At 70.7% G+C, this 20,030-nt stretch carries 18 protein-coding genes; 16 read left to right on the top strand and 2 right to left on the bottom strand.

Annotated elements, in window-relative coordinates; translation table 11 throughout:
* Positions 1-72 precede the first annotated feature (72 nt).
* Both thrS and MTF65_RS19700 read left to right on the top strand, forming a co-directional pair.
* A complete protein-coding gene (gene thrS / locus MTF65_RS19705; protein ID WP_243630060.1) occupies positions 73-2,049 on the top strand; it encodes a threonine--tRNA ligase in 1,977 nt (658 codons plus the stop codon).
* Between the two features lie 129 nt (positions 2,050-2,178).
* Complete coding sequence (locus MTF65_RS19700; protein WP_243630058.1) at positions 2,179-2,739, top strand: HIT domain-containing protein; 561 nt, start codon at positions 2,179-2,181, stop codon at positions 2,737-2,739.
* A gap of 48 nt (positions 2,740-2,787) precedes the next feature.
* Here MTF65_RS19700 and MTF65_RS19695 read toward each other — a convergent pair whose 3' ends face one another.
* Positions 2,788-4,455, bottom strand: coding sequence for a hypothetical protein (locus tag MTF65_RS19695; RefSeq protein WP_243630057.1), 1,668 nt, complete (start codon positions 4,453-4,455; stop codon positions 2,788-2,790).
* A 139-nt stretch (positions 4,456-4,594) separates the two neighbouring features.
* Complete coding sequence (locus tag MTF65_RS19690; RefSeq protein ID WP_243630055.1) at positions 4,595-6,799, bottom strand: elongation factor G-like protein EF-G2; 2,205 nt, start codon at positions 6,797-6,799, stop codon at positions 4,595-4,597.
* 303 nt (positions 6,800-7,102) lie between these two features.
* Between MTF65_RS19690 and pgsA the strand changes: the two genes are divergently transcribed.
* From pgsA to MTF65_RS19620, 14 genes are all read left to right on the top strand, one after another.
* Positions 7,103-7,768, top strand: coding sequence for a phosphatidylinositol phosphate synthase (gene pgsA / locus MTF65_RS19685; protein ID WP_243630054.1), 666 nt, complete (start codon positions 7,103-7,105; stop codon positions 7,766-7,768).
* Positions 7,768-8,673, top strand: a complete 906-nt coding sequence (locus MTF65_RS19680; protein ID WP_243630053.1) for a phosphatidylinositol mannoside acyltransferase — start codon at positions 7,768-7,770, stop codon at positions 8,671-8,673. The genes pgsA and MTF65_RS19680 overlap by 1 nt, the downstream gene beginning before the upstream one ends.
* Positions 8,673-9,836 (top strand): glycosyltransferase family 4 protein, encoded by a 1,164-nt coding sequence (locus tag MTF65_RS19675; protein ID WP_243630052.1) that lies wholly within the window; start codon positions 8,673-8,675, stop codon positions 9,834-9,836. Before MTF65_RS19680 ends, MTF65_RS19675 begins: the two co-directional genes overlap by 1 nt.
* A gap of 50 nt (positions 9,837-9,886) precedes the next feature.
* Complete coding sequence (locus tag MTF65_RS19670; RefSeq protein WP_243630051.1) at positions 9,887-10,426, top strand: hypothetical protein; 540 nt, start codon at positions 9,887-9,889, stop codon at positions 10,424-10,426.
* 128 nt (positions 10,427-10,554) lie between these two features.
* Positions 10,555-11,472: a pyridoxal 5'-phosphate synthase lyase subunit PdxS gene (gene pdxS / locus MTF65_RS19665; protein WP_308407191.1), complete on the top strand. Its 918-nt coding sequence runs from the start codon at positions 10,555-10,557 to the stop codon at positions 11,470-11,472.
* 7 nt (positions 11,473-11,479) lie between these two features.
* The gene (gene pdxT, locus MTF65_RS19660; protein ID WP_243630050.1) at positions 11,480-12,079 is read left to right on the top strand and encodes a pyridoxal 5'-phosphate synthase glutaminase subunit PdxT; all 600 of its coding nucleotides are present in this window, start codon (positions 11,480-11,482) and stop codon (positions 12,077-12,079) included.
* A gap of 57 nt (positions 12,080-12,136) precedes the next feature.
* Positions 12,137-12,889 carry a YebC/PmpR family DNA-binding transcriptional regulator gene (locus MTF65_RS19655; RefSeq protein WP_243630049.1) on the top strand — a complete coding sequence of 251 codons (753 nt, stop codon included), beginning with the start codon at positions 12,137-12,139 and terminating at the stop codon, positions 12,887-12,889.
* Positions 12,890-13,073: 184 nt separating this feature from the next.
* Positions 13,074-13,604: a crossover junction endodeoxyribonuclease RuvC gene (gene ruvC, locus MTF65_RS19650; RefSeq protein WP_243630048.1), complete on the top strand. Its 531-nt coding sequence runs from the start codon at positions 13,074-13,076 to the stop codon at positions 13,602-13,604.
* Positions 13,601-14,233 (top strand): Holliday junction branch migration protein RuvA, encoded by a 633-nt coding sequence (gene ruvA / locus MTF65_RS19645; RefSeq protein WP_243630047.1) that lies wholly within the window; start codon positions 13,601-13,603, stop codon positions 14,231-14,233. The genes ruvC and ruvA overlap by 4 nt, the downstream gene beginning before the upstream one ends.
* A gap of 308 nt (positions 14,234-14,541) precedes the next feature.
* Positions 14,542-15,633: a Holliday junction branch migration DNA helicase RuvB gene (ruvB, locus tag MTF65_RS19640; RefSeq protein WP_243630046.1), complete on the top strand. Its 1,092-nt coding sequence runs from the start codon at positions 14,542-14,544 to the stop codon at positions 15,631-15,633.
* Between the two features lie 164 nt (positions 15,634-15,797).
* The gene (gene yajC, locus MTF65_RS19635; protein ID WP_308407190.1) at positions 15,798-16,274 is read left to right on the top strand and encodes a preprotein translocase subunit YajC; all 477 of its coding nucleotides are present in this window, start codon (positions 15,798-15,800) and stop codon (positions 16,272-16,274) included.
* A 154-nt stretch (positions 16,275-16,428) separates the two neighbouring features.
* Positions 16,429-18,243, top strand: a complete 1,815-nt coding sequence (gene secD, locus MTF65_RS19630; RefSeq protein WP_243630045.1) for a protein translocase subunit SecD — start codon at positions 16,429-16,431, stop codon at positions 18,241-18,243.
* Positions 18,244-18,246: 3 nt separating this feature from the next.
* Positions 18,247-19,314 carry a protein translocase subunit SecF gene (gene secF / locus MTF65_RS19625; protein ID WP_243630044.1) on the top strand — a complete coding sequence of 356 codons (1,068 nt, stop codon included), beginning with the start codon at positions 18,247-18,249 and terminating at the stop codon, positions 19,312-19,314.
* A gap of 2 nt (positions 19,315-19,316) precedes the next feature.
* Positions 19,317-19,862 carry an adenine phosphoribosyltransferase gene (locus tag MTF65_RS19620; protein ID WP_374207270.1) on the top strand — a complete coding sequence of 182 codons (546 nt, stop codon included), beginning with the start codon at positions 19,317-19,319 and terminating at the stop codon, positions 19,860-19,862.
* The last annotated feature ends 168 nt before the right edge of the window (positions 19,863-20,030 follow it).

Genomic DNA, 20,030 nt, shown 5'->3' with positions numbered 1-20,030 from the left:
GCGGCCACTCGGCTCGGTACGATTCAGGCGCGCAGTGTTCGCTCGCGCACCCCCAGAGTTCAGGAGAGACCGGTGTCAGACGTCCGTGTGATCATCCAACGCGATTCCGAGCGGGACGAGCGCGTGGTGGCCACGGGCACTACGGCGGCGGAGCTCTTCGCCGGCGAGCGCACCATCGTCGCCGCGCGCGTCGTAGGCGAGCTCAAGGACCTCGCCTACGAGGTGAAGGACGGCGAGACCGTCGAGCCGGTGGAGATCTCCTCCGAGGACGGCCTCAACATCCTGCGGCACTCGACCGCGCACGTCATGGCCCAGGCCGTGCAGGAGCTGTTCCCCGAGGCCAAGCTGGGCATCGGCCCGCCGGTCCAGAACGGCTTCTACTACGACTTCGACGTCGCCCGCCCCTTCACCCCCGATGACCTCAAGGCCATCGAGAAGAAGATGCAGGAGATCCAGAAGCGCGGGCAGAAGTTCGCCCGCCGCGTGGTCACCGACGAGGCGGCGCGCGAGGAGCTCGCGGACGAGCCGTACAAGCTGGAGCTCATCGGCATCAAGGGCGCGGCCTCGACCGACGACGGCGCGAACGTCGAGGTGGGCGGCGGCGAGCTGACCATCTACGACAACCTGGACGCCAAGACCGGTGAGCTGTGCTGGAAGGACCTCTGCCGCGGTCCCCACCTGCCCACCACCCGCAACATCCCGGCGTTCAAGCTGATGCGCAACGCGGCCGCCTACTGGCGCGGCAGCGAGAAGAACCCGATGCTCCAGCGCATCTACGGCACCGCGTGGCCCTCGAAGGAGGAGCTGAAGGCCCACCTCGACTTCCTCGCCGAGGCCGAGAAGCGCGACCACCGCAAGCTCGGCAACGAGCTGGACCTCTTCTCCATCCCGGACGAGATCGGCTCCGGCCTGGCCGTCTTCCACCCGCGCGGCGGCATCATCCGCCGCACCATGGAGGACTACTCGCGCCGCCGGCACGAGGAGGAGGGCTACGAGTTCGTCTACTCCCCGCACGCCACCAAGGGCGCCCTCTTCGAGAAGAGCGGCCACCTGGACTGGTACGCGGAGGGCATGTACCCCCCCATGCAGCTCGACGGTGGTACCGACTACTACCTCAAGCCCATGAACTGCCCGATGCACAACCTGATCTTCGACGCGCGCGGCCGCTCGTACCGTGAACTGCCCCTGCGCCTCTTCGAGTTCGGCACCGTGTACCGGTACGAGAAGTCGGGCGTCGTGCACGGCCTGACCCGCGCCCGCGGCTTCACCCAGGACGACGCGCACATCTACTGCACCCGTGAGCAGATGGCCGAGGAGCTCGACCGCACCCTCACCTTCGTGCTGAACCTGCTGCGCGACTACGGTCTGACCGACTTCTACCTGGAGCTGTCCACCAAGGACCCGGAGAAGTTCGTCGGCTCGGACGAGGTCTGGGAGGAGGCCACCGCGGTCCTCCAGCAGGTCGCCGAGAAGCAGGGCCTCCCGCTGACCCCCGACCCGGGCGGCGCGGCCTTCTACGGCCCGAAGATCTCGGTGCAGGCGCGGGACGCGATCGGCCGTACCTGGCAGATGTCGACCGTCCAGCTCGACTTCAACCTGCCGGAGCGGTTCAACCTGGAGTACACCGCGCCGGACGGCTCCCGCCAGCGGCCGGTCATGATCCACCGCGCGCTGTTCGGCTCGATCGAGCGGTTCTTCGCCGTGCTGCTGGAGCACTACGCGGGCGCCATGCCGCCGTGGCTGGCCCCGGTCCAGGCGGTCGGCATCCCGATCGGCGACGGGCACGTGGAGTACCTGCGGGAATTCGCCGCCGAGGCGAAGAAGAAGGGCCTGCGGGTCGAGGTGGACGCCTCCTCCGACCGGATGCAGAAGAAGATCCGCAACCACCAGAAGCTCAAGGTCCCGTTCATGATCATCGTCGGTGACGAGGACATGGCGGCGGGCACCGTCTCCTTCCGCTACCGCGACGGTTCGCAGGAGAACGGCATCGCCAAGGACGAGGCCCTGGCCAAGCTGGTCAAGGTCGTCGAGGACCGCGTCCAGGTCTGAGCGGCGCAACGCGTCAGGACGAGGCCCCCGGGGAGTTTCCGTTCCCCGGGGGCCTCGGGGCACGGGGCCGGCACCGTGGGGCCCTGTCCGCTTTCGCCCCGGCGACACGCCCAGCGGGGGCAAGGTCATATGCTGCATCTCATGACGACTGAGCGGGAGCAGCAGATCGGTGTGGGCACGCAGGACGCGTTCCAGCGTCTGTGGACGCCCCACCGGATGGCCTACATCCAGGGGGAGAACAAGCCGACCGGCCCGGACGCCGGCGACGGCTGTCCCTTCTGCGGGATTCCGGAGATGTCCGACGAGGACGGCCTGGTTGTGGCCCGCGGCAGGCACGTCTACGCCGTGCTGAACCTGTACCCGTACAACGGCGGACACCTGATGGTCGTCCCGTACCGGCACGTCGCCGACTACACCGAGCTCGACGGGCTGGAAACGGCCGAGCTGGCGGACCTCACCAAGCGGGCCATGGTCGCGCTGCGCAAGGCGTCGGGGGCGCACGGCTTCAACATCGGCATGAACCAGGGCGCGGCCGCCGGGGCCGGCATCGCCGCGCACCTGCACCAGCACATCGTGCCCCGCTGGGGCGGGGACACGAACTTCATGCCGGTCGTCGGCCACACCAAGGTTCTCCCGCAACTCCTCGCGGACACCCGTCAGATGCTGGCCGACGCCTGGCCCGTCGACTAGGAGTGCCAGGTGCGGGGGACGGGCCCCCGCACCCGGCACCCGACGGCGCTACGCGTCGTACACGTCCGCCTTGCGGGGCGCGGGCTCCTGGATGACGCCGCTCATGATCGAGGAGCGGTTGGTGAAGCGCTCGGTGTCGCAGCCGTTCTCCTCCAGCACCCGGAACGCGGCCGCGTGCACGGCCCGCAGGACCGGGGTGACCGTGCGCAGGGCGTCGTCCGCCATGAAGCGGTGGCGCCACATCGAACCGGTCCAGACGTGGCGCAGGCCGAAGGGCTCCGGCAGGACCAGCTTGCCGCCGAGGAAGTCGAGGAGCGGCGGGTACCAGGTCAGCGGGGCGCGGGCCGCCACGCGTACCACCTCCATGGTGTCGACCAGCGGCAGCGGGCGCTCCACGGTCTCCCAGAAGCGGATGGACTTGGGGACCTCGACCGTGGGGGGCTTGGACTTCGTGGTGAACAGCCCGTGCACCGGGCCGAGGGCGTGCGCGGTGACGTCGACGCGCAGGGTCTTGTAGAGCACGGTGACGGTCACGAGCATGTTGATGACGAGCTGGCCGTCCCAGAGCGGGTACTGGATGCCCAGGTAGTGCCGGTCGCCGGCGCTGAACTGCTGCTCGTTGCAGATCCGGGTGATCTCGTGCGGCTTCACGAGGAAGGTGTCCACGTCCTCACCGGAGGGCCGGGCGACCTCCGCGGCGCCTTCGCCGATCGGCGTGACGATCCAGTGCTGGATGGCGGCGTGCGGGAAGCCGCCGGTGTGCAGGGGGCCGCGCTCCAGCTTGCGCAGCTCGGTGTCGATCGCGCGTATGACGTCCCAGCTGCGGAACGGGTGGATCTCGGCGCCCTCGTCCTTGGGGGCCAGCTCCTCGGCCATCTGCCAGCTGCCCCAGCGGGTGCCCATCCCGAGGATGCCCTTGGGACCGGCGTAGAAGACGGAGTTGCTCCGGTTCTCGGCGGTGAGCTTGGCGAGGGAGTGGCGCAGGTCCTCGCGGGCCTTCTCGTCGGGGTTGACGGGCACCGCCTCCGGGATCTTGGCGGCCACGCCGTCTCCCGACAGCAGACCGTCCCACCGGGAGCGCAGATCGACGACGGTGGCCTCGCAGAGGCGGCGGGCGAGGAACCAGCCCAGCGCCGGGGCGATGATCATGCCGCGCAGGTAGATGCCGAGGAAGCCCGTGAACGGCAGCCGGAACATCAGCACGGCCGCGACCACGGCGACGCCCACGAGCACCGCGGTGCCCATCCAGGACGCGCGCTTGCCCTCCTTGGCGGTCAGGGTCTTGCGGAGTTGGAACAGGCCCAGCCACAGCAGGAGTCCGGGCAGGAAGAGCACTCCGCAGACCAGCATGATCAGGCGCAGCTTGCGGTCCCGCACCTTGCGGATGCGGGAGGCCGCCAGACAGTGCTCGACGACCGTCTGCGGGTCGGCGCCGAAGGACTGGATGAGCGGTTTGCGGCCCGCGCCGAGGGTGCGGGCCTCCACGGCGCGGCAGAAGGCCTCGCCGAGGCTGGGTTCGAGGAGGGACAGCTTCCCGGCCTTGACCGTCGACTTGTGGTACTCGTTGTCGGCGCCGAGGATCTCCTTCAGCTTGCTGTCCTTGCCGCCGTCGCGGTACGCGGCGGAGGCCAGCGCGTTGGTCGCCGCCGTCTGTCCGCCACCGCCCTGCAGCGGAATCTGCGCGCCGGGCCTGAAGTCGAATCCGTCGTTCGCCACCGCTGCCCCCATCGCTGTGCATCTGTACTTTTGCCGCGCGGAAGAGCCTATCCGGGCAGCTTGCCCCATGGTCATGGGACAGGGAAAGACCGCCCACCGCAAGCTGGTTGGGTGGGCGGTCGCCGAAGCGCTATGTCAACTAGGTTCCCTTCTCCGCCTGTTCGCGAATCTTGTCCGCCAATTGCGGGGGCATGGGCTCGTGGCGGGCGTACGACCGGCTGAACCGGCCCGTGCCGTGCGATACGGAGCGCAGCTCGACGGCGTACCGGCCGATCTCGATCTCGGGAATCTCCGCGCGCACCCTGGTCCGGCCGGGGCCCGCCTGTTCGGTGCCGACGACGCGGCCGCGGCGGCCGGCGAGGTCGCTCATCACGGGGCCGACGTACTCGTCGGGGACGGTGACGTCGAGCTCGGCGACCGGTTCGAGGAGGTGGATGCGGGCCTCGGCGGCGGCTTCGCGCAGGGCGAGGGCGCCGGCCGTCTGGAAGGCGGCGTCGGAGGAGTCCACCGAGTGCGCCTTGCCGTCGAGGAGGGTGACGCGTACGTCGACCAGCGGGTAGCCGGCGGCGACCCCGCGGGCGGCCTGGGCCCGTACGCCCTTCTCCACGGACGGGATGAACTGGCGGGGCACGGAGCCGCCGACGACCTTGTCGACGAACTCGACGCCGCTGCCGGGCGGGAGCGGCTCGACCTCGATCTCGCAGATGGCGTACTGGCCGTGCCCGCCGGACTGCTTGACGTGGCGGCCGCGGCCGGCGGCCCTGGCGCCGAACGTCTCGCGCAGGCTCACCTTGTGGGGGACTGGATCGACCTGGACCCCGTACCGGGTGCGCAGCCGTTCGAGGGCGACGTCCTGGTGGGCCTCGCCGAGGCACCACAGGACGACCTGGTGGGTGTGCGGGTTCTGCTCCAGCCGCATCGTGGGGTCCTCGGCGACGAGCCGGGCCAGGCCCTGGGAGAGCTTGTCCTCGTCCGCCTTGCTGTGGGCCTCGATGGCGAGGGGGAGCAGCGGGTCGGGCATCGGCCAGGGCTCCATGAGGAGCGGCCGGTCCTTGGCCGAGAGGGTGTCGCCGGTCTCGGCGCGGGTGAGTTTGGCCACGCAGGCCAGGTCGCCGGCGATGCACCGGGTGAGGGTGCGCTGCTGTTTGCCGAAGGGTTCGGTCAGGGTGCCGATCTTCTCGTCGAGATCGTGGTCCTCGTGTCCGCGGTCGGTGAGTCCGTGGCCGCTGACGTGCACGGTCTCCTCGGGGTGCAGGGTGCCGGAGAAGACGCGGACCAGGGAGACCCGGCCGACGTACGGGTCGGAGGAGGTCTTGACGACCTCGGCGACCAGTGGCCCGTCGGGATCGCAGCCCACCTCGGCGGGGGCGCGGCCGTCCGGGGCGGTGACGGTGACGGGGGCCCGCTCCAGCGGGGTGGGGAAACCGCCGGTGATCAGTTCGAGGAGTTCCACGGTGCCGAGGCCCTGGCGGGCGCCCTCGGGGGCCGGTGCGGCCATCAGGACGGGGTGGAAGGTGCCGCGGGCCACGGCCCGCTCCAGGTCGTCCACGAGGGTCTTGACGTCGATGTCCTCGCCGCCGAGGTAGCGGTCCATGAGGCCCTCGTCCTCGCTCTCGGCGATGATCCCCTCGATCAGGCGGGAGCGGGCGTCGGAGATGAGGGCGAGCTCGGCGGGGTCCGGATCGCGTTCGACGCGCTCCCCGGAGGTGTAGTCGTAGACGCGCTGCGAGAGCAGGCCGAGGAGGCCGGCCACGGGGGCGTGCCCGTCCGGCCCGACCGGCCCGTGCAGGGGCAGGTAGAGCGGGACGACGGCGTCGGGGTCGTCGGCGCCGAAGATCTCGCCGCAGATTCCGGCCATCTGGGCATAGTCGGCGCGGGCTGCCTCCAAATGGGTGACGACGATGGCCCGGGGCATGCCCACGGCCTCGCATTCGTCCCAGACCATGCGAGTGGCTCCGGAGAGCCCCTCGCCGCCCTCGGCGGCCGAGACGACGAAAAGGGCCGCGTCCGCGGCGCGCAGACCGGCCCTGAGGTCCCCGACGAAGTCGGCGTATCCGGGGGTGTCCAGGATATTGATCTTGATCCCGCCCCATGCGACGGGGACGAGGGAGAGCTGGATGGAACGTTGCCTGCGGTGTTCGATCTCGTCGTAGTCGGAGACGGTCCCGCCGTCCTCGACCCGGCCCGCCCGGTTGACCGCGCCCGCGGTCAGGGCCAGGGCTTCGACCAGGGTGGTCTTACCGGCTCCGCTGTGGCCGACCAGCACGACATTCCGTATGGAGGAGGGGCGGTCGGCCGTCAGTGCCCTGCCGGCGGCCCCGGCTTGGTGTGAGGTGGCTCCCATGATGCTCGTGCCTCCCGGTGGTGGCGGTGAGGAGGATGCCCGGTCCGGAAGAAGTGCGTCCGGAAGTAGTGCGTCCGGAAGAAGTCCTTCCGGAGGAAAAAAGGGGCTCTTCGAGCTTTGCACTGCCGTCACACCCCGTCCATACGTCGTACCGAGCGCTGTCCGGAGGGTGAAGCGGGCACGGCGCGGCGATTGTCCGGCAGCGACCGGTGGGTGCGGGGCGGTACCGGCTCGGGGCGCTGGCTACGATGGGCCAGCCGGTGGCCATGTGGCCGTGCGGCCCAGCGACCCTCTGGGAAGGCCATGCTGAACAAGTACGCGCGTGCATTCTTCACGCGTGTTCTCACGCCATTCGCCGCTTTTCTGCTCCGGCGGGGGGTGAGCCCGGACGCGGTCACCCTGATCGGCACGGCCGGAGTGGTGACGGGAGCGCTGGTCTTCTTCCCCCGGGGAGAGTTCTTCTGGGGCACGATCACCATCACCCTGTTCGTGTTCTCCGACCTGGTGGACGGGAACATGGCCCGCCAGGCCGGCGTCTCCAGCCGGTGGGGCGCGTTCCTCGACTCGACGCTCGACCGGGTCGCGGACTCGGCGATCTTCGGCGGGCTCGCGCTCTGGTACGCGGGCTCCGGGAACGACAACGCCCTCTGCGCGGTGGCGATCTTCTGCCTGGCCAGCGGGCAGGTGGTCTCGTACACCAAGGCGCGAGGAGAATCGATCGGCCTGCCGGTGGCCGTCAACGGGCTCATCGAGCGGGCCGAACGCCTGGTGATCTCGCTGGTCGCGGCCGGCCTGTCCGGACTGGAGACCTTCGGGGCGCCCTCGTGGATCGGGGTGCTGCTGCCGATCGCGCTGTGGGTCGTGGCCGTGGGCTCGCTGGTCACGCTGATCCAGCGGGTGGTCACCGTACGCCGTGAGGCGGCCGAGGCCGACGCGGCCGCCGCCGTCGCCGAGGGCGGGGCCGCCTGATGGCCGGCAGCGCGCGGGAGAAGCTGGTCGACGGCCTGTACGGGCTCGGCTGGGCCGGGGTCAAGAAGCTCCCCGAGCCGGCGGCGGTGGCCCTGGGCCGGCGCATCGCGGACTACACGTGGAAGCGGCGCGGCAAGAGCGTGCTGCGGCTGGAGTCGAACCTCGCCCGGGTGGTGCCGGACGCGACGCCCGAGCGGCTGCGCGAGCTGTCGCGGGCGGGCATGCGCTCGTACATGCGCTACTGGATGGAATCGTTCCGCCTGCCGACGATGGACCGGCGGCGCTTCGGCACGGACGTCGAGATCGCGGACGAGCACATCCTGCGCGAGGCCCTCGCCGCCGGGCGCGGGGCCATAGTCGCCCTGCCGCACCTGGCCAACTGGGACCTCGCCGGGGCCTGGGCCACCGGGCACTTGGGCATCCCGTTCACCACGGTCGCCGAGCGCCTCAAGCCCGAATCGCTGTACGACCGCTTCGTGGCCTACCGGGAGAGCCTGGGCATGGAGGTCCTGCCCCACACCGGCGGCTCCTCCTTCGGCACCCTGGCGCGCCGGCTGCGCTCGGGCGGCCTGATCTGCCTGGTCGCCGACCGGGACCTGTCGGCCTCCGGGGTCCCGGTGGACTTCTTCGGCGCGGCCGCGCGGATGCCGGCCGGGCCGGCGCTGCTCGCGCAGCAGACGGGCGCGGCCCTGCTGCCCGCCACCCTGTACTACGGGGACACGCCGAAGCTGTACGGGCGGATCCACCCCGCCGTGCCGGTGCCGCGGGACGGGACCCGGATCGAGAAGACGGCCGTGATGACGCAGGCCATGGCCGACGTCTTCGCGCGCGGCATCGCCGAGCACCCGCAGGACTGGCACATGCTGCAGCGGCTGTGGCTGGACGACCTGGAGGAGCGCGCGTAGTGAAGATCGGCATCGTGTGCCCCTACTCCTGGGACGTACCGGGCGGGGTCCAGTTCCACATCCGGGACCTCGCGGAGCACCTGATCCGCCTCGGCCACGAGGTGTCGGTGCTGGCCCCGGCGGACGACGAGACCCCGCTGCCCCCGTACGTGGTCTCGGCGGGGCGGGCGGTGCCGGTGCCGTACAACGGCTCGGTGGCCCGGCTGAACTTCGGCTTCCTGTCGGCGGCCCGGGTGCGGCGGTGGCTGCACGACGGGGTGTTCGACGTGATCCACATCCACGAGCCGGCCTCGCCCTCGCTGGGCCTGCTCTCCTGCTGGGCGGCGCAGGGGCCGATCGTCGCCACCTTCCACACCTCGAACCCGCGCTCGCGGGCGATGATCGCGGCGTACCCGATCCTGCAGCCGGCGCTGGAGAAGATCAGCGCGCGGATCGCCGTGAGCGAGTACGCCCGGCGCACGCTGGTCGAGCACCTCGGCGGCGACGCGGTCGTGATCCCCAACGGCGTCGACGTGGACTTCTTCGCCTCCGCCTCGCCGAAGGCGGAGTGGGCCGGGCAGACCCTGGGCTTCATCGGCCGCATCGACGAGCCGAGGAAGGGCCTGCCGGTGCTGATGGCCGCCTTCCCGAAGATCGTGGAAGCCTGCCCGGACGTACGGCTGCTCGTGGCGGGCCGAGGAGACGAGGAGGAAGCGGTGGCCTCCCTCCCGGCTGCCCTGCGCTCCCGCGTCGAATTCCTCGGCATGGTCTCCGACGAGGACAAGGCGCGGCTGCTGCGCAGCGTGGACCTGTACGTCGCGCCCAACACCGGCGGCGAGAGCTTCGGGATCATCCTGGTCGAGGCCCTGTCGGCGGGGGCCGCCGTGCTGGCCTCCGACCTGGACGCGTTCGCGCAGGTCCTGGACCAGGGGGCGGCGGGCGAACTCTTCACGAACGAGGACGCCGACGCGTTGGCCGCCGCCGCCGTACGACTGCTGCGCGACCCGGCCCGCCGCGCGGAACTGAGCGCCCGCGGCTCCGCGCACGTGCGGCGCTTCGACTGGTCGACGGTGGGGGCGGACATCCTGGCCGTCTACGAGACGGTGACGGACGGCGCCGCCGCCGTGGCGACCGACGAACGCGTCCCGTTGCGCACGCGCTGGGGGCTGTCCCGCGACGCGTGACGTCCGGGGCCGGGGCCTGAGGCGCGCGGTGGCGGGTAAAGTCGCGGCCCGTGATCGAAACACTTGTCTGGATCGCCCTGGCGCTCGGCGTCATCGGGGTCTACCTCAGCTGGAGCGCCGGTCGGCTCGACCGGCTGCACACGCGGATGGACGCCGCCCGGGCCGCCCTCGACGCGCAGCTCGTGCGGCGGGCCTCCGTCGTGCTGGAGGTGGCGACCTCCGGGGCGCTGGACCCCGCCTCCTCGCTCGTGCTCTACGAGGCCGCGCACGGCGCCCGCCAGGCCGACGAGGACCACCGCGAGGTCGCCGAGAGCGAGCTCAGCCAGGCGCTGCGCGCGGTGTTCGCCGACGCCGACCAGGTCGAGGTGCTGAAGGCGGCCCCGGGAGGCAAGGAGGCCGCCGAGGAGCTGGCGGCGGCGGTGCGCCGGGTACCGATGGCGCGCAGGTTCCACAACGACGCCGTACGGGCCGCCCGCGCGCTGCGCAGGCACCGCAAGGTCCGCTGGTTCAGACTGGCCGGCCACGCGCCGTTCCCGCTCGCCTTCGAAATGGACGACGAACCCCCCGTGGACCTTGCCGACCGTCCTTAGTTGTACCGAAAGGCCAAGTCGGAAGGAGCCACCGGCTCCTCATTGGCCCTTGCAGTGGACTGCTCGATGACGGTTTGCTCTGCCGAGTACACCCGCAGCACCCGTCTTCCTTCGAGTGAGGTCTACCCGTGAGCACGCTTCCCTCCACCCCGCAGTCCGCTGAGTCCGCGATCGGCACCTCCCGCGTCAAGCGCGGCATGGCCGAGCAGCTCAAGGGCGGTGTGATCATGGACGTGGTCAACGCCGAGCAGGCGAAGATCGCCGAGGACGCCGGCGCCGTGGCCGTCATGGCTCTGGAGCGGGTCCCCGCGGACATCCGCAAGGACGGCGGCGTGGCCCGCATGTCCGACCCGAACATGATCGAAGAGATCATCGAGGCCGTCTCGATCCCGGTCATGGCCAAGTCCCGCATCGGCCACTTCGTCGAGGCCCAGGTCCTGCAGTCCCTCGGCGTCGACTACATCGACGAGTCCGAGGTCCTGACCCCGGCCGACGAGGTCAACCACTCCGACAAGTGGGCGTTCACCACCCCCTTCGTCTGCGGCGCCACCAACCTCGGTGAGGCCCTGCGCCGCATCGCCGAGGGCGCGGCCATGATCCGCTCGAAGGGCGAGGCCGGCACCGGCAACGTCGTCGAGGCCGTCCGCCACCTGCGCCAGATCAAGAACGAGATCGCCCGCCTGCGCGGCTACGACAACAACGAGCTGTACGCCGCCGCCAAGGAGCTGCGCGCCCCGTACGAGCTCGTCAAGGAGGTCGCCGAGCTCGGCAAGCTCCCGGTCGTGCTGTTCTCCGCCGGTGGCGTCGCCACCCCGGCCGACGCCGCCCTGATGCGCCAGCTCGGCGCCGAGGGCGTCTTCGTGGGCTCCGGCATCTTCAAGTCGGGCGACCCGGCCAAGCGCGCCGCCGCCATCGTGAAGGCCACCACCTTCTACGACGACCCGAAGATCATCGCGGACGCTTCCCGCAACCTGGGCGAGGCCATGGTCGGCATCAACTGCGACACCCTCCCCGAGGCCGAGCGCTACGCCAACCGCGGCTGGTAATCACCTCATGACGAACACCCGTACCCCAGTCATCGGTGTCCTGGCTCTCCAGGGCGATGTACGGGAGCACCTGATCGCCCTGGCCTCGGCGGACGCCGTGGCCAGGCCGGTCCGGCGTCCCGAGGAGCTCGCCGAGGTCGACGCCCTGGTGATCCCCGGCGGCGAGTCCACGACCATGTCGAAGCTCGCCGTCCTGTTCGGCATGCTGGAGCCGCTGCGCGAGCGCGTGGCCGCGGGCATGCCCGTGTACGGCACCTGCGCCGGCATGATCATGCTCGCCGAGAAGCTCCTGGACGGCCGTGAGGACCAGGAGACCCTGGGCGGCATCGACATGATCGTCCGCCGTAACGCCTTCGGTCGCCAGAACGAATCCTTCGAGGCGAAGATCGACTTCGTGGGCATAGCGGACGGCCCGGTCGAGGGCGTCTTCATCCGCGCCCCGTGGGTCGAGTCCGTCGGAGGCGCCGCCGAGGTGCTGGCCACGTACGAGGGCCACACGGTCGCCGTGCGCCAGGGCAACGTCCTCGCCACCTCGTTCCACCCCGAACTGACCGGCGACGACCGAGTTCACGCGTACTTCGTCGACATGGTGCGCGCGGGGCTGTAATCAGGTCCCGGTAGGATCGGAGACGAACACTGTTGGTTACGCGAAGGAGACAGGCGGATGTCCGGCCACTCTAAATGGGCTACGACGAAGCACAAGAAGGCCGTGATCGATGCCAAGCGCGGCAAGCTCTTCGCGAAGCTGATCAAGAACATCGAGGTCGCGGCCCGTATGGGCGGCGCCGACATCGACGGCAACCCGACGCTCTTCGACGCCGTTCAGAAGGCCAAGAAGAGCTCGGTCCCGAACAAGAACATCGACTCCGCGGTCAAGCGCGGCGGTGGCCTTGAGGCCGGCGGCGCCGACTACGAGACGATCATGTACGAGGGTTACGGCCCGAACGGTGTCGCGGTGCTCATCGAGTGCCTCACCGACAACCGCAACCGCGCCGCGTCCGACGTACGGGTCGCCATGACCCGCAACGGCGGCTCGATGGCCGACCCCGGCTCGGTCTCGTACCTGTTCAACCGCAAGGGCGTCATCGTGCTCCCCAAGGGCGAACTGTCCGAGGACGACGTCCTGGAGTCGGTGCTCGAAGCCGGTGCCGAAGAGGTCAACGACATCGGTGACAGCTTCGAGGTCATCAGCGAGGCCACCGACCTGGTCGCGGTCCGTACCGCGCTCCAGGAGGCGGGCATCGACTACGACTCGGCCGAGGCCAGCTTCGTCCCCTCGATGCAGGTCGAGCTGGACGAAGAGGGCGCGCGCAAGATCTTCAAGCTGATCGACGCGCTGGAGGACAGCGACGACGTGCAGAACGTCTTCGCCAACTTCGACGTCTCGGACGAGGTCATGGAGAAGGTCGACGCCTGAGCCCCCCTTTGCGGCTAAACCGCCGCCGCTCTCGCGGAGGTGGTTGCTCGCCGTTGTGGTTGCTCAATTGATGGTTGCTGTATTCGGCGGGCCGACAGGAAACACCCTGTCGGCCCGCTGCTTTGTCAGTGGGGCCGGATAACCTGCACGGACACGGACAGACGATCGAAGGCAGGGGGACGGTGTGCGCGTACTCGGGGTGGACCCGGGGCTGACGCGGTGCGGTGTCGGCGTCGTCGAGGGTGTCGCCGGCCGCCCCCTGGCCATGCTCGCGGTGGGGGTCGTACGGACGCCCGCGGACGCCGAGTTGGGCCACCGGCTCGTCGCCATCGAGCAGGGCATCGAGGAATGGCTCGATACGCACCGGCCCGAAGTCGTCGCCGTGGAGCGGGTGTTCAGCCAGCACAACGTCAGCACCGTGATGGGCACCGCCCAGGCGAGCGCTGTCGCCATGCTGTGCGCGGCGCGGCGGGGGATACCGGTCGCGCTGCACACCCCGAGTGAGGTCAAGGCCGCCGTCACCGGCAGCGGCCGCGCCGACAAGGCCCAGGTCGGCGCCATGGTCACCCGGCTGCTGCGACTGGCCGCGCCGCCCAAGCCCGCCGACGCCGCCGACGCCCTCGCCCTCGCCATCTGCCACATCTGGCGGGCCCCCGCCCAGAACCGCCTCCAGCAGGCGGTCGCCCTGCACGCCCCGAAAGGCCGTACCCGATGATCGCCTTCGTGAGCGGCCCGGTCGCCGCGCTCGCCCCCACCCTGGCCGTGATCGAGGTCGGGGGAGTGGGCATGGCCGTGCAGTGCGCGCCGAACACCATCGCCGGCCTGCGGATGGGGGAGACGGCGCGGCTGGCCACGTCCCTGGTCGTACGGGAGGACTCGCTGACGCTGTACGGCTTCGCCGACGACGACGAGCGGCAGGTCTTCGAACTGCTCCAGACCGCGAGCGGGGTCGGACCGAGACTGGCCCAGGCGATGCTCGGGGTGCACAGCCCGGACGCGCTGCGGGTCGCCGTCTCGACGGGGGACGAGAAAGCGCTGATGGCGGTGCCGGGCATCGGGAAGAAGGGCGCGCAGAAGCTCCTGCTGGAGCTGAAGGACAAGCTGGGGGCTCCGCTCGGTTCAAGTGGCCTGGTGGGGGCGCAGCGGGCCGCCGCCGCCGGGCCGGCCCCGTGGACGGAACAGCTCTCCGCGGCCCTGATCGGCCTCGGCTACGCGTCCCGCGAGGCCGATGAGGCGGTGTCGGCGGTGACCCCGCAGGCCGAAGCCGCCATCGCCGCCGGCGGCTCCGCCCCCGTTCCGCAACTCCTGCGCGCCGCCCTCCAGTCCCTGAACCGGACCCGCTGACCCCCCGTGCGGGCCGGCTCCCGGGGCTCCGCCCCAGACCCCACGCCTCAATCGCCGGCGAGGCTAAAAGGCCGGGGCTCCGCCCCGCACCCCGCGCCTCAAACGCCGGCGGGGCTGGATTTGGCTGGCGTCAGCCTGCCAGTGCGCGCAGCGCAATCTCAGCCTCGCCCGGCACACTCCAGCCCCGCCGGCGTTTGAGGCGCTGGGGGCACCTCCCAGCGGTAGCTGGGGGAGGGTTCGGGGGCTGGCCCCCGCAGCGGCGCCGCACAGGACAGACCACCGTGCACACGAGAAGGCAGACTGACAGCGTGAACTGGGACGACGAGACTGACGTGGACGAGAGCGGCGAGCGACTCGTCGCGGCCGCCGCCGACGGGGAGGACACCGCCGTCGAGGCGGCCCTGCGCCCCAAGGACCTCGGCGAGTTCGTCGGCCAGGAGAAGGTCCGCCAGCAGCTGGACCTCGTCCTCAAGGCGGCCCGCCAGCGCGGCGCCACCGCCGACCACGTCCTGCTCTCCGGCGCGCCCGGCCTCGGCAAGACCACCCTGTCCATGATCATCGCCGCCGAGATGGGCGCGCCCATCCGGATCACCTCCGGCCCCGCCATCCAGCACGCCGGCGACCTCGCCGCGATCCTCTCCTCCCTCCAGGAGGGCGAGGTCCTCTTCCTCGACGAGATCCACCGCATGTCCCGGCCCGCCGAGGAGATGCTGTACATGGCCATGGAGGACTTCCGCGTCGACGTCATCGTCGGCAAGGGCCCGGGAGCGACCGCGATCCCCCTGGAGCTGCCGCCCTTCACCCTGGTCGGCGCCACCACCCGCGCCGGCCTGCTCCCGCCGCCCCTGCGCGACCGCTTCGGCTTCACCGGGCACATGGAGTTCTACGCCCCCGAGGAGCTGGAACGCGTCATCCACCGCTCCGCCCGCCTCCTCGACGTCGAGATCGACACCGCCGGCGCCGCCGAGATCGCCGGCCGCTCCCGCGGCACCCCCCGCATCGCCAACCGGCTCCTGCGCCGCGTCCGCGACTACGCCCAGGTCAAGGCCGACGGCGTAATCACGCGCGAGGTGGCCGGAACCGCCCTCCAGGTCTACGAGGTGGACGCGCGCGGGCTCGACCGGCTGGACCGGGCCGTGCTGGAAGCCCTGCTCAAGCTGTTCGGCGGCGGGCCCGTCGGGCTGTCCACCCTCGCCGTGGCCGTGGGTGAGGAGCGGGAGACCGTGGAGGAGGTGGCCGAGCCGTTCCTGGTACGCGAGGGCCTGCTCGCCCGTACCCCCCGGGGCCGGGTGGCGACGCCCGCCGCATGGGCTCACCTGGGGCTCGTCCCGCCGCAGCCCGGCGGCGCCGGCGGATCAACCAGTGGATCAAGCGGACAACGGGGCTTGTTCGGGGCCTGACGGCGCGGAGGTTCGCCCGGTCAGGAACTGCGGTGCCATGCTGGGCGTTGTTCCATCGGTGCGGACTCGCCTAGACTCCGCCGATGCCGACCCTTCAGGTCGGCGTGCCCACCCCCGTAGAAATTGGCCGCCTCCCGTGTGGTCGTGCGAAGGATCTCCGTCCCGTGAACAACCTCAGCTTTTTGCTTCCGTTCATCGTGCTCATCGGGGCGATGTTCCTGATGACCCGCTCCGCCAAGAAGAAGCAGCAGGCGGCCGCGCAGATGCGCGACCAGCTCGCGCCCGGCACCGGCGTCCGCACCATCGGCGGCATGTACGCCACGGTGAAGGAGATCGGCGACGACACGGTCACCCTGGAGGTGGCCCCCGGCGTCCACGCGATCTACGCGAAGAACGCCATCGGCGCGGTCCTCGACGACGATGAGTACAACCGCATCGTCCACGGCGCCCCCGTTGATCTGACGATCGACACGCCGGTCGTCCCGGACGACGCCTCCTCGCTGACCAAGGACGAGGCCGAGACCGAGTCCCCGAAGCTCGACCTGGGCAAGAAGGAGGGCTCCGACAAGGAGGCCGCCGACGAGTCCGAGGGCGACGAGCCGAAGGACGGCAAGGCCGACGGCGAGCCCGGAGCCAAGTAGTACGCGGGCATGGACCGCGGCGGTGCCGGACCGGCAGCCGCCGCGGGCCTGGCAGTGACCCGTTTCTGCGGGGGGCAGGGGTCCCCACCACACATTTCTTGGCCGTCCGCGCGCTGACCCGGTGCAGGATGGTTGGACAGGGAGATACGACAAGGTGGCAGCACCGAAGAAGGGCCGGCGGCCCACGGGGGCTCAGGGGAGGCCGGGGCGCGCCCTGGCCATCATCCTGATCGCGATGGTGGCGCTCACCGCGGGGATGTTCCTCACGAAGCAGACGACCCCCCGGCTCGGCATCGACCTCGCGGGCGGCACGAGCATCACGCTCAAGGCCAAGAGCGAGCCCGGCAAGCCGGACGCGATCAACGAGACCAACATGAACACCGCGGTCGGGATCATCGAGCGCCGTGTCAACGGTCTCGGTGTGACCGAGGCCGAGGTCCAGACGCAGGGCCGCGACCACATCATCGTGAACATCCCCAAGGGGATGAACGAGCAGCAGGCGCGCGAGCAGGTCGGTACCACCGCCCAGCTCTACTTCCGCCCCGTCCTGGCGTTCACCAGCGGTGAGCCGATCGCCCCGGAGCCCTCGCCCAGCGGATCGCCGAGCGGGTCGCCCAGCGCGTCCCCGAGCGGTTCCGGCGCTCCGAAGGCCCAGGACGGCAAGAAGGCCGGCCCGTCCGCCACCCCGTCGTCCAGCGCCACTTCCCAGGGTCGCGCGCTCAGTGAGGCCCTCAAGGCCCCGGGCACCCCCACTCCCTCGCCCAAGGCGAGCGAGTCGAAGAAGGCAGACGACAACAAGGCCCCGTCCCCGTCCGCGACCCCGTCCGCGGACCCGTCGGCCGATGCCGCCGCCTCCGCGCTCCAGGCGAAGTTCGCCGCCCTGGACTGCACGGACGAGAAGCAGCGCGTCGCGGCGAACCAGGGCGTCAAGCCCGAGGACCCGATGGTCGCCTGCGGCCAGCGCGGTGACACCTGGGGCAAGTGGGTGCTCGGCCCGGCCGCCGTCAACGGCCAGGACGTGGACGACGCGAAGGGCCAGATCGACCCGCAGCGCGGTCAGTGGATCGTCACCATGCAGTTCACCGACAAGGGCGCCGACAAGTTCGCCAAGATCACCGGTGAGCTGGCCGGCAAGCAGCCGCCGCAGAACCAGTTCGCGATCGTGCTCGACGGCCAGGTCATCTCCGACCCGTCCGTGAGCCAGGCGCTGACCGGCGGCAACGCCGAGATCTCCGGCGGCTTCACCCAGCAGTCCGCGCAGGACCTGGGCAACATGCTCTCGTACGGCGCCCTGCCGCTCTCCTTCAGCGAGGACAGCGTCACGACCGTCACCGCCGCGCTCGGCGGTGAGCAGCTGAAGGCCGGCCTGATCGCCGGCGCGATCGGTCTGCTCCTCGTCGTGATCTACCTGCTCGTGTACTACCGCGGTCTGGCGTTCATCGCGATCGTCTCGCTGCTGGTGTCCGCGATCCTCACGTACGCGATCATGGCGCTGCTCGGCAAGGGCATCGGCTTCGCGCTGAACCTGCCGGCCGTCTGCGGCGCGATCGTCGCCATCGGCATCACGGCCGACTCGTTCATCGTGTACTTCGAGCGCATCCGCGACGAGATCCGCGAGGGCCGCACCCTGCGTCCGGCCGTGGAGCGGGCCTGGCCGCGCGCCCGGCGCACCATCCTGGTGTCCGACTTCGTGTCGTTCCTGGCCGCCGCGGTGCTGTTCATCGTGACCGTCGGCAAGGTGCAGGGCTTCGCCTTCACCCTGGGTCTGACCACCATCCTCGACGTGGTCGTGGTGTTCCTCTTCACCAAGCCGGTCATGACGCTGGTGGCCCGTACGAAGTTCTTCTCCAGCGGTGGCCCGTGGTCCGGGCTGGACCCGAAGCGGCTTGGCGCGAAGCCGCCGCTGCGCCGGTCCCGCCGCACCGGTTCCGGTACCGTCTCCGCTCCCGTCGACGTAAAGGAGGCGTGAGAGATGTCGAAGCTGGGAGATCTCGGCGCCAAGCTGTACCGCGGTGAGGTCGGCTACGACTTCGTCGGCAAGCGCTTTCTCTGGTACGGCGTTTCCATCCTGATCACCATCACGGCGATCGTGGCCCTGGCCGTTCAGGGCCTCAACATGGGCATCGAGTTCAAGGGCGGTGCCGTCTTCACGACCCCGAAGACGGCCGTCTCCGTCGCTCAGGCGACCGAGGACGCGGAGAAGGCCTCGGGCCACGACGCGATCGTCCAGGAGCTCGGCACCGGCGGCCTGCGCATCCAGATCTCGGGTCTGGACACCGAGTCCGCCGCCGATGTGAAGAAGCAGCTGGCCGGCGACCTCAAGGTCGCGCAGCAGGACATCAACGCGGACCTGGTCGGCCCCAGCTGGGGCGAGCAGATCGCGAACAAGGCCTGGACCGGCCTCGGCATCTTCATGATCCTCGTCGTGATCTACCTCGCCATCGCCTTCGAGTGGCGGATGGCGGTCGCGGCGCTCATCGCCCTGATCCACGACCTCACGATCACCGTCGGCGTGTACGCGCTGGTCGGCTTCGAGGTCACCCCGGGCACCGTGATCGGTCTGCTGACCATCCTCGGTTACTCCCTCTACGACACCGTCGTCGTCTTCGACGGTCTGAAGGAGGGGTCGAAGGACATCACCAAGCAGACCCGCTACACCTTCAGCGAGGTCGCCAACCGCAGCATCAACGGGACCCTGGTCCGCTCGATCAACACCACCGTCGTGGCGCTCCTCCCGGTCGCGGCCCTGCTGTTCATCGGTGGCGGCTTCCTGGGCGCGGGCATGCTCAACGACATCTCGCTGTCGCTGTTCGTCGGCCTCGCGGCCGGTGCGTACTCCTCGATCTTCATCGCGACCCCGCTGGTCGTGGACCTGAAGGAGCGCGAGCCGGGCATGAAGGCGCTGCGCAAGCGGGTGCTCGCGAAGCGGGCGGCCGCGGCCGCGAAGGGCGAGTCGGCCGACGAGGACTACGAGGGCGACCCCGGGTCGGCTCCGCAGGTCGTCGCGCAGGCGCAGGGACGTGCGGGGCGGCGGCGGTGAGCGTGATCTCGCCGGAGGCGCGGGAGCTGCTGCTCGGCCGCATCAAGGACGTCCCGGACTACCCGAAGCCGGGGGTGATGTTCAAGGACATCACCCCGCTGCTGGCGGACCCGAAGGCGTTCGCCGCGCTGACGGACGCGCTGGTGGAACTGGCCGGCCGGTACGGCGCGACGAAGATCGTCGGGCTGGAGGCGCGGGGGTTCATCCTGGCGGCTCCGGTGGCGGTGCAGGCGGGCATCGGCTTCGTGCCGGTGCGCAAGGCCGGCAAGCTGCCGGGGGCGACGCTGGCGCAGGTGTACGAGCTGGAGTACGGGACCGCGGAGATCGAGGTCCACGCGGAGGATCTGTCGGTCGGTGACCGGGTCATGGTCATCGACGACGTCCTGGCCACGGGCGGTACCGCCGAAGCGTCGCTGGAGCTGATCCGGCGGGCCGGGGCGGAGGTCGCCGGGGTGGCGGTCCTGATGGAACTGTCGTTCCTACCCGGGCGGGCGAAGCTGACCGGCGCGCTGGGCGGGGCCCCGTTGGACGCGCTGATCGTGGTCTGACCTCTGCTGTGCGAAGCGGCGGGTATCCGGGACATCCCGGGTGCCCGCCGTTTGCGTGTGCCGCGCCGCTTCCGGGGGCCAGCCCCCGGACCCCCGCGCCTCAAACGCCGGCGAGGCTGGATCTTTCAGCCTCGCCGGCGTTTGAGGCGCGGGGTCTGGGGCGGAGCC

Source organism: Streptomyces sp. APSN-46.1, from assembly GCF_022815725.1.
Taxonomy (GTDB): Bacteria; Actinomycetota; Actinomycetes; order Streptomycetales; family Streptomycetaceae; genus Streptomyces.
Note: the sequence above shows the minus strand (reverse complement) of the source record. Positions and strands in the feature narration are given on the sequence as shown.